This is a genomic window from Citreimonas sp., from assembly GCF_042096055.1.
Lineage (GTDB): Bacteria > Pseudomonadota > Alphaproteobacteria > Rhodobacterales > Rhodobacteraceae > Citreimonas.
In genome coordinates this window covers 1-8,758 of record NZ_JBELMH010000101.1, presented here as the reverse complement: position 1 = coordinate 8,758, position 8,758 = coordinate 1, and the positions used below count along the sequence as shown (strand labels likewise).

Here is an 8,758-nt window from a genome sequence, read left to right as displayed (position 1 = left end):
GGCACCAGCGCGCGTCGATCGTAGACCGCCGCCAGCGCCTGCGACCGCGTCGTCAGCCTGCCCGGGACGATGCCCTGGAAGTTCTCGTTCTGCGGGCCGTCGATGCTGGCCACACCGGTCCCGTCGCTCAACTGGAACGTCTCGGTCAGTGTCAGCGAGAAGCTGGCCTTGATGGTCACGAACAGGATCCGGACGCTGGCCTCGGCCGAGACCTGCGCGGTGACACGGGCGACGGCGGCATAGCCCGTCTCGAAGGCGAGGCCGGTGGTGATCGACAGGCGGATGCTGACCGAGACCTTGATGATCTTCAGGTCGACCTCGCCCTGCAACACTCCGACGATACCCACGGTGGCGGAGAACCAGAAGTAGTCCGGCGGCCCCGAGACCGGTCCGGTCTTGGCCAGATCGCACCGCGCCTGCCGCGCCACGCCCGGGTCGGGCGAGGCCAGCCGCTTCGGGTCGACGCCCTCCCAGGCGAGGATGCCCTGGAACACGCCCTGCAGGGTCAGGCTCAGCTCGGCGCGGAAGACGCCGGCGTTGATCGACCGGCCGAGGCCCAGCTTGATGGCGAGGCCGAAGGCGATGATCGGGTCGTAGTAGACCTTGGGCTCGGCCGCGCGCGGATTGAAGCCCGTGCGCAGCTTGGCGAAGTAGAAGGCGCAGCCGCCGATGAAGATGTAGATCTCGAACCCGATCGAGTTCGGGCCCCGCGGCCAGCCGACCGAGACCTTGAAATCGCCGTTGGTATAGATCCAGATCTCGAAGCTTGGCAGCTTGAGCGCGACCGCGCCGAGGTTGATCTGGCGGTACTTCTCGGGGATCGAGATCGCGCCGTAATAGACGCCCAAATCGGGCCCCAGCTTCTGGTACAGGATCTCGAACTTGAAGCCGTCGAAGGCGCCCTCGTCGGCGGTGATCCGGATGCCGTAGATCGCGGGGTCGTTGAACAGGGCCTGCACGCGCCAGCCCTTGACGTAGATGTCGGCACCGAAGAACCAGTTGCGGTCGGGCTGGTAGTAGTCCTTCACCAGCGCGTTCAGCACGGTCTTGGGGTCGTTGCTGCGCAGCTTCTTCAGCTCTTCGAAGATCTTGGCGATGGGATCGGATTCGAGCCCCACGGTCGGCGGCCCGAACCGCTGGCCGAGGCCGAGGTAGTTGACGCGGAAGGTCTGGCCGCCCTGGTTCGGGCTGGGGAACGGGTATTTCACCACCTCGGACTTGCCCGCGGGCTCGTCGGTCAGGGGCACCAGAAGGGTGCCGTCGGTCAGCACGTTCTCGGTTTCCTGCGGCCAGATCTTGATCCGCGCCTTGAGGTCCAGCCCGTCCTTCTGCCAGTAGCCGATGATAAGGTCGTAGAGCGTGATGTCCGGCTCGATCGTGATGAACGGCGGCAGCTTGTCCTTGAAGCGGATGCCGTAATCCGCGGGATCGCGCGTCGGGCGGGTGTACAGCATCAGCCGCGCCTGGATCGAGCTTGCCTGCGGCGCCACCACGACCGTCAGCTCGGGCAGGATGCTGACCTGGAAGAAGCGGTACCAGAAGGCGTTCTTGTCCGCGTCGCCCAGATCCGCGACGGTCTGCAGCGCCGGCAGGTCGAGCAGCTTGCCCAGCGCGCCCAGCACCTGCGCCAGGCTGAAGGCCGTCTCGGTCGGCCCCGGCGCAATCGTCAGCGCCGTCGGCCCCATGCCTGCGCCGAGGCGCAGCTGGAGACCGAAGGTCTTCTCGGCCTCCAGCAGAAGCTGGAGGTCGACACCGAAGTTGATCCGGGGCATGGCCGCGCCTTTCTGCCGGGTCGGGACCGCCTATTCGACGGCGGGCGCGATGTTGGTGACCCCGAAGACGCCACCCTGGATCTTGAGGAAGTCGAAGCCCGGGATCGGCGCCAGCGGCTCGCCCACGAAGGTGCCGGCGATTTCCAGCGCGTAGCGTACCGGGTCGTCCTTGCGCTTTTCGCCCGGCACGTCGAGCTGGAAGACCAGCACCGTGAACTCCATGTTGATGACCGCATCGACGATGTTCTTCAGCCATTCCGGCAGGTCGTCGGTGCTGGGAAAGGTCACGCTGAAGGTCGTCTCGAGCCAGTTGATGAGGTTGGCGAACGAGCCGAGGACCACGGGCTTGGGCAGCGCGAACTGAACGCCCTCCTCCTTGATCCGCGCGATGTCGGCCGTCGAGATCGGGACGGCGGTGCCGTTGATCTCGAAGACCATGCCGAACGAGAACGTCGCCTTCGGCGCGCCTTCCGTCGCGGTCGTGATCGCGGTGCTTCTGGGTTTCTTGGCCATGTCAGGTCTCCTTGGGTTGATCGCGTGGACCGGCGGACGACAGGGGGTCGTCGCCGGGGTAGTTGCGCAGGTAGACGTTGCCTGTCCGGGTCAGCACGGCGCTGATCCGGCCTTCGAACGCCGCGTCGCCGGTGCCGAGGTTGGGGTAGGCCTTCGTGGCGGTGGCGACGTAGCCGCCGTCGTCCTCGGTCGCTTTGACCGTCACCGGCAGCGCCCAGATGTCCGCGGCGACGCTACCTGCGGGCCAGCTTTCGGGCAGCTGCAGGTCGAAATCGCGATTCGCGGCGGCGACGAACTCGGCGATCGTCTTCGCGTCGGTGATCGGCACGGCCTTCGCGGATTTCTTCTTGCGGCTCATGTCGTCTCCACCTGCGTTGCGGCGAGCGACCAGGCGATGGCGCTGCCGCCGGGCGCCTTGGGGTCGCTGAACAGGATGAAGTCGGTGACGACCTTGGGCGGCAGCGCGATGCCGAAGATCGAGATGGCCACGTTGTTGAACAGCAGCACGTAGACCCCGCGCGGCGGGTCCTGCGGCGTCGGCTGGTAGATCACGCGTGCCAGATTCGCGTCGCCGAAGGTGGTCTTGAGGTAGCCCTGCAGATCGAACCCCGCGAGGCCGCCCACCAGCGCGGGCAGTTGCACGTAGACCGCGATCCCGTCCGCCTCGGGCATCGCGGCACTGGGGCCCCATCCCAGGATCAGGTTCGCGGTCAGGCCCACCCCCGTCTCGGCCAGGTCGCCGAGCGAGCCGAGCGGCAGCTCGAACGCCAGGGCGAAGCGCGGCGTGGGCGTCGTGGCGTCGAGGACCGGCACCCGGTTCAGGTCGGCCGGCACATTGGCGCCGACCGCGCCCGGCGCCACGAGGGGCAGCAGCGCCAGCGACGCGTCGCGATCCGCGATCAGGTCGGGAATGTTCACGATCTTGCCCGTGCGCTTGATCGTGTCGAGCGCCACCTGCCCCGACAGCAGCCCCGTCAGCCGCATGGGCATCCCGGACACCAGCCCCTCGGGGCGCCGCAGGTCGGGATTGTCGGCGGCGATGATGTCGGCGAAGTCCGGGGCAAGCCGCAGGGCCGTGCGCCCGGTCGGGCCGAGGTCGAATTCGAGGTCGATGGACAGACCGCTGATCGGCAGGCCGCGTTTCTGCCCGTCGACCATGACGCCGTAGGAAAACAGGTCGAGCGGCGCCTGCCCCGGGTTGGTCGGGAAAGGCGCCTGATTGAAGGCCAGCTCTCCGTCCATGGAAAAGCGCGCGGCGATCGTGACCTCGTCCGCTTCAGCCAGTCCCTCGCCACCGGCCGAGACCGGGCTGAGGCCCGCCCCGCGCAGCATGAAGCGGCGCAGCACGCGGATGTCCGAAGGCGCGATCTGGAAGACGAAGGACCGGCTGAGCGCGGCCTGGAAGATGACCCGCCCGACGCCCTCGACGACCTGGTAGGCGCCCTCCATGCGGATGGTGTTGGGCTCGTCCGCGCTGCCGCCCTGCCCGGCGACTGGGCGGTCGAACAATTCGTTCAGCGTGACCGCCACCTCTGAGGCGAATTGCCGGATCGCGGCGTTGCGGATCTCGATGATCAGCTTCGTCGTGCGGTAGCCATAGGCCCCGGTCGGCTCGGGAGAGTCCTGCGGTTCGAGGTAGAAGAACACGCCCGCGAAAGCCGTGCCCTGGATGACCGGATCGCCGTTCGCGTCGAGCGCCAGGCGATTGGTCTCGACCCCGAAATGGTGCGCCATCAGCTGCCCGTCGATCCCGCCCAGGATCATCTGGTAGTCCGGCGGCATCTGGCGCCCGTCGATCGGCGCGTTGAAGGTCAGAAAGCCGGTCCATTCGCGGGTGTTCAGGATCGTGTCGAGGAAGTAGCCAAAGGGATCGCCGGGCGCGTCCCGCTGCGCCTTCGCCTCGGCGATCGCGTCCATAAGCAGCCCGCGCGCGGTGGCGACCTGACCCGCGTCGCCGACGAAGTATTCGGTGTCGTCCCAGGCCTCGACCCGCGCGATCAGGTCCTCGAGCGTTTCGGTGTCCGCGTACTTGAAGATGAGGATCGTCTGGCGCGGGTTGGCCTGCCCCTCGGCCGGGGACAGGTTGACGTCGATGCCGTGCACGCTGACCGCGCTGTCGAAGGCCTTCAGCCGATCCCAGTCGTTCATCACGATGAAGGCCTGCGGGTTGAGCAGCGCCTGCGCCAGGACCGGGTCGACCACGCCCGCCTCGGTCCGGGTGAAGGCCACCTCGCCCCGGTCGCTTTCGCCCAGCACCAGCCGGCCCCAGCCGCCCTGCGGCGGCTGGGGCTCGCCGTCCGCGCCCGCAAGCCCGGTGCCGAGTTCCAGCAGTACGCCCCGCTGCGTGGCACTGCGTCCGCCGTTCAGCGGCGTGCCGTCCGCGTCGCAGACGATCGGGCCGGTGGCCGGCCCCGCGGCGCCGAGCGACCGGAACCGGAACGGCGCCAGCGCACCGCCTTCCAGCGCCTCGAAACTGGCGGCCGGCACGCCCTTGTTGGGCCAGCCCACGGCGTCGCGGTCGGGCGGGAAGATGCCGCCGAAGGGGGCCACCGGAAATGCCAGCGGGCCGCCATCCGCCGCGGCCACCGACGCCGCCGCCAGATGCGTGATCCGCGACGCGGTGGCGGCGGCGTAGGTCGTGCCCGGCAGCGCACTTTTGTCGTAAGTCGTGCCTTGCTGCGATTGCGAGAAATAGTACGGCTCAGCCGCGTCCACCTGCCGTGCCGAACCGGGCCGGATGGCCATCCACGACGTCGTGAAGGCGGGTTCGAGCAAGGGCGCCTCGCCCCCGTCCAGCAGGGCCTGCATCCCGCGCGCCTGGTCGGCAAGATCGGCCAGCGCCGGCCGGCCGGGTGCGAGCTCGACGATGTCGCCGTCGGCGACGGTCAGGTATTCCTGCGCCGAGAGGCCGCACATCACCTGCGCGCTGCCCGCGCCAGGCAGCGCCAGCCGGAACGGTCCCTTCGTGGCGAGGTAGGCATTCGCGCCGCCGATCTCGGCCGGTCCCGGCCGGCGCCCCAGGTAGAAGCCGACGCCCGCCTGTGGGATCAGCCGGACCGGATCGCCGGCGGTCGTCCTCAGCACGCGCGAGGTCAGAAGCGCCAGCGCATCACCCTCGTCGCGGATGTCGAAGGCGGTGTGCGCGCCGTCGTCGGGCGCCAGCGGGTCCATCCGCACGTCGAGCGGGTAGGACACGCCTTGCTCGGGCGCCTCGATCAGCGGGAAGACCAGCTGCTGCGGGGTCGTCTTCCCTTGCGCCTTCAGGAAATAGCGGATCTCGCCGCCCCAGGCGGGACCGGTGTTGAAGGCGTCGTCCTCGAAGAACCGGAAGAAGGCCCGCGCCTGCCAGTCGGCGCGGTACCGGATCAGGCCCGGATCGCCGGCACCGGGTGTCAGCGAAAGGCGCACCGTATCCTCGGTCGGCTCGGGCCCCACCACCCTTTCGCGGTTGAGGAAGATCCGCGCCGTGCCCGATCGCCCGACGGCCAGGCCCAGGGCCGGCGCGTCGCCGAAGTCGAAGACCGCGTCGACCCCGGCCTGCAGCGACAGCGCGACGTTGAGGAACGGGATCTCGGTCGTCTTCGCCACGCGGCCGGTCGTCTCCGCGGTCCAGGTCAGCGGCACCAGAACGGCGCGCGGCGCCGCGCCGGCCGGATCGTCGACCCAGGCGAGGCCGCGGTTGACGTCCTGCCCCTTCAGCGCCACGGCGGCCTTCAGCGCGGTCAGGTCGCCCGCGGTGAACGGGCTGCTCAGGATGTAGACGCCGCGCACCTTCCACGACGCGGCATAGTCCAGCGTTTCCGGCGGCGCGGACCACCCGCCCCGGTCGGCGCCGAGATACAGCAGGTGAAGCGCGCGCGCCGCGCCGGTTGCGGCGCCGTCGATCCCCTGGGGGACCTCCGCCCGGTAGAGCGCGAGGTCGTCGGCCTGCAGGGCGATCCTTGTGAACGACGGCGCCACCGGACCGACCTTCAGCCTTCCTCGGCTTCCACGGCGGTCGGCGCGAACGGCACGTCGGCGATGACCTCGCCGTTGGTGCGCATCAGCAGCGCACTGTTGCGCGTGACGTAGCAGATCAGGTCGTCGGAGATCGAGATCGCCGGGTCGATGGTCAGGTTGAACGCACCGTTGAAGGTGGGCCGGCTGAAGCTGACCGGATTGTCGCCCTGGGAGAAGGCGCATTCGTCCGTCGGATACTTGACGCGCGGCACGGCCATCGCGTTGGGCGAATACATGTCCTCCTTCTCGGTGCTCCATCCGTCGATCGTATCATCCGCCGGAAACATCCTGACCTGGATGCGGCTCATGTCCTCGGCGTTGACGTTGAAGAGATATACGCTGCCAGTCATGGTCTACTCCCTGTTGGTGGCCGCAAGTGACGGGTCCCCGGCGCGCGACGGCGCGGGTCCCCAGGTGAAACGGTCGATGGTCTCGCCGGAATTGCGCATCAGAAGTGCGCCGTTCCCGAACAGGTACAGGATGAAATCCGTGTGCACTGTGTCGGGGATCGTCGGCTGGAATTCCGCCCGCGTCGGCAAGGGCGGCGCGTAATCGCCGTATCGCAGCGACACGGTGTTCCGCCCCGGCGCGAAGACCTGCGGGCCGGGATACTTCTCGAGCGCGACGGTACGGGGATAGGCCTTGAAGCGGTCGGCTTGGGCGATCGGGTCGGGCGCCGGCACCTGCCCCTGATTCACGAAAAGCGCCATCGTCGTGGCGGTCATGTTGAAAACCACGATCATCGGTCAGACGCGCCGCGGCGGGACGGGCCATGCCGCGCATCGGCTTTCGACAAGAGATAGGCGGCGCGAGAATGTCATCAGGTCATCCCGACAGGATCCTTACCCGGCGGGAAGGAATTCATTTCGACTATGATTTCAAAAGTAACAGAGTGCCCGGCGACAGGCGCAATGCGCCGCCGTTTTCAATCCGGCTGAATACGTAAGCAATTTAATGATTTAATACACGATCCAGCTATTTTTTCAACGTCGATATTCCCCCATCGCGCATCTCGGGTACGCGACCAATTCCGGCGTTTTACGATGCCATGGAATTGCGTGACGAATTGGCGATAAACAGTCGGAAACAAAAGACGTTTTTCACGCACCCGGCGTTCCACACGCTATGCGGGCGATCGATTTCACGGCCACACGGCTGGCGTGAGCGTCTGGGCGCAAGTGGCAGCCACCGTCGGGCCGAGGCAGGAGGTGGCCGCGATCGCGGGCCTTGGGCCTGGATGATTCTATCTTAGGTGATTATTCTGCGTGACTAAACACGCCGAGGTTGATCGCCGGTATCCGCTAGCGCGGAGTGCTCGCCGCCGGTGGCTCAGCCGCGGGCGACCTCCAGCGCCTCGCGCAGCACCTGCGGGTCGCCGATGTGGTTGATCAGCGTCAGGATCAGCCGGGCGTTCAACGCGTCGCTTTCCGCCTTGGTCAGCCCCTCGTGCGCCGCCAGCAGCATCGCGTAGGCGTCGTCGGGCCGGTCGATATTGCGGGTGGTCACCAGCGCGGTCATGCGATCTCCTTTCCCAGCGCCCGGTCGCGCGCGGCGACGATGCGGTCGGGCGCGGCATCGTCCCAACGCGCCGCCACGTGCTGGTCGGGACGGATCAGGTATAGCGCCTGCGTCGCGTCGCCGAGGTAGCGCGTCGCCAGAGCCGCCTCCGGCGCGGCGATCCTCAGCGTCCGGAGGCCCGCCACCTCGGGCGCGTCGCGCCCGATCGCCAGCAGCACGAAGTCGCCGCCCAGCCGGTCCAGCAGGAAGCTGTCGCCCACCGGCGCGTCCGGCGCCGGCGCCCCGGGCCGCGCCCCACGCGGACCGTCCGGCAGCCCGTCGGGCGTGTTCAGAGTCGAGCTGTCGTATACGCAAGGCGCGGACAGGCGCCCCGAATTCACGAAGGGCCGCGCGAAATCGTGGCTGCGCGACAGGTGCAGAACCGCGTCGCGGAAGAGGCGGCTCTGCTCGGATTTAGGCGTGATGAAGTCGGTCGACCGGGTCGAGTTCAGGATGTTCTCGTCCGCGGCGGCCCCGCGTTCCGCGTCGTAGCTGTCGATCAGCGCCTCGGGCGCTTCGCCCTTCAGCACCGCGGCCAGTTTCCAGCCGAGATTGTCGGAATCCTGCACGCCTCCGTTGCAGCCGCGCGCCCCGAAGGGCGAGACCTGATGCGCGCTGTCGCCGACGAACAGCACGCGCCCGTGCCGGAAGGACGGCATCCGCCGGCACTGGAACGTGTAGATCGAGGTCCAGACGAGATCGTACTCGACCCCCTCGCCCAGCATCGCGTCGATGCGGCCGCGCACGCGATCCTCTTGCAGTTCCAACGTGCGATCCACGTCCCAGCCGATCTGGAAGTCGATCCGCCATATGTCGTCGGGTTGCTTGTGCAGCAGCGCGGAATCGCCCGCGCCCTCGAACGGCGGCTGGAACCAGAACCAGCGCTCGGTCGGAAAGTCGGCCTTCATGCGCACGTC

Annotated in this window: 8 protein-coding genes; all 8 read right to left on the bottom strand. The window is 68.1% G+C overall.

Annotated elements, in window-relative coordinates; all coding sequences use genetic code 11:
• The coding region (locus ACFDTC_RS16090; RefSeq protein WP_375259901.1) for a hypothetical protein at positions 1-1,772 on the bottom strand (1,772 nt) is incomplete at its 3' end.
• 30 nt (positions 1,773-1,802) lie between these two features.
• Positions 1,803-2,285, bottom strand: coding sequence for a hypothetical protein (locus ACFDTC_RS16085; protein WP_375259900.1), 483 nt, complete (start codon positions 2,283-2,285; stop codon positions 1,803-1,805).
• 1 nt (position 2,286) lies between these two features.
• Positions 2,287-2,643 carry a hypothetical protein gene (locus tag ACFDTC_RS16080; RefSeq protein WP_375259899.1) on the bottom strand — a complete coding sequence of 119 codons (357 nt, stop codon included), beginning with the start codon at positions 2,641-2,643 and terminating at the stop codon, positions 2,287-2,289.
• Positions 2,640-6,245: a hypothetical protein gene (locus tag ACFDTC_RS16075; RefSeq protein ID WP_375259898.1), complete on the bottom strand. Its 3,606-nt coding sequence runs from the start codon at positions 6,243-6,245 to the stop codon at positions 2,640-2,642. Before ACFDTC_RS16075 ends, ACFDTC_RS16080 begins: the two co-directional genes overlap by 4 nt.
• 11 nt (positions 6,246-6,256) lie before the next feature.
• Positions 6,257-6,634, bottom strand: a complete 378-nt coding sequence (locus tag ACFDTC_RS16070; RefSeq protein WP_375259897.1) for a hypothetical protein — start codon at positions 6,632-6,634, stop codon at positions 6,257-6,259.
• A gap of 3 nt (positions 6,635-6,637) precedes the next feature.
• Positions 6,638-7,027 carry a hypothetical protein gene (locus tag ACFDTC_RS16065; RefSeq protein WP_375259896.1) on the bottom strand — a complete coding sequence of 130 codons (390 nt, stop codon included), beginning with the start codon at positions 7,025-7,027 and terminating at the stop codon, positions 6,638-6,640.
• A gap of 586 nt (positions 7,028-7,613) precedes the next feature.
• On the bottom strand, positions 7,614-7,802 hold the full coding sequence (locus ACFDTC_RS16060) for a DUF2783 domain-containing protein (RefSeq protein WP_375259895.1): 189 nt from the start codon (positions 7,800-7,802) through the stop codon (positions 7,614-7,616).
• On the bottom strand, positions 7,799-8,758 hold a 960-nt coding region (locus ACFDTC_RS16055; RefSeq protein WP_375259894.1), incomplete at its 5' end, for an FAD-dependent monooxygenase. The genes ACFDTC_RS16055 and ACFDTC_RS16060, both read right to left, overlap by 4 nt.

What these genes read in the sequence shown, in the direction of transcription:
- ACFDTC_RS16085 (WP_375259900.1), bottom strand. Translation starts at nt 2,285, where the DNA reads ATGGCCAAGAAACCCAGAAGCACCGCGATCACGACCGCGACGGAAGGC.
- ACFDTC_RS16065 (WP_375259896.1), bottom strand. Translation starts at nt 7,027, where the DNA reads ATGATCGTGGTTTTCAACATGACCGCCACGACGATGGCGCTTTTCGTG.
- ACFDTC_RS16070 (WP_375259897.1), bottom strand. Translation starts at nt 6,634, where the DNA reads ATGACTGGCAGCGTATATCTCTTCAACGTCAACGCCGAGGACATGAGC.
- ACFDTC_RS16080 (WP_375259899.1), bottom strand. Translation starts at nt 2,643, where the DNA reads ATGAGCCGCAAGAAGAAATCCGCGAAGGCCGTGCCGATCACCGACGCG.
- ACFDTC_RS16060 (WP_375259895.1), bottom strand. Translation starts at nt 7,802, where the DNA reads ATGACCGCGCTGGTGACCACCCGCAATATCGACCGGCCCGACGACGCC.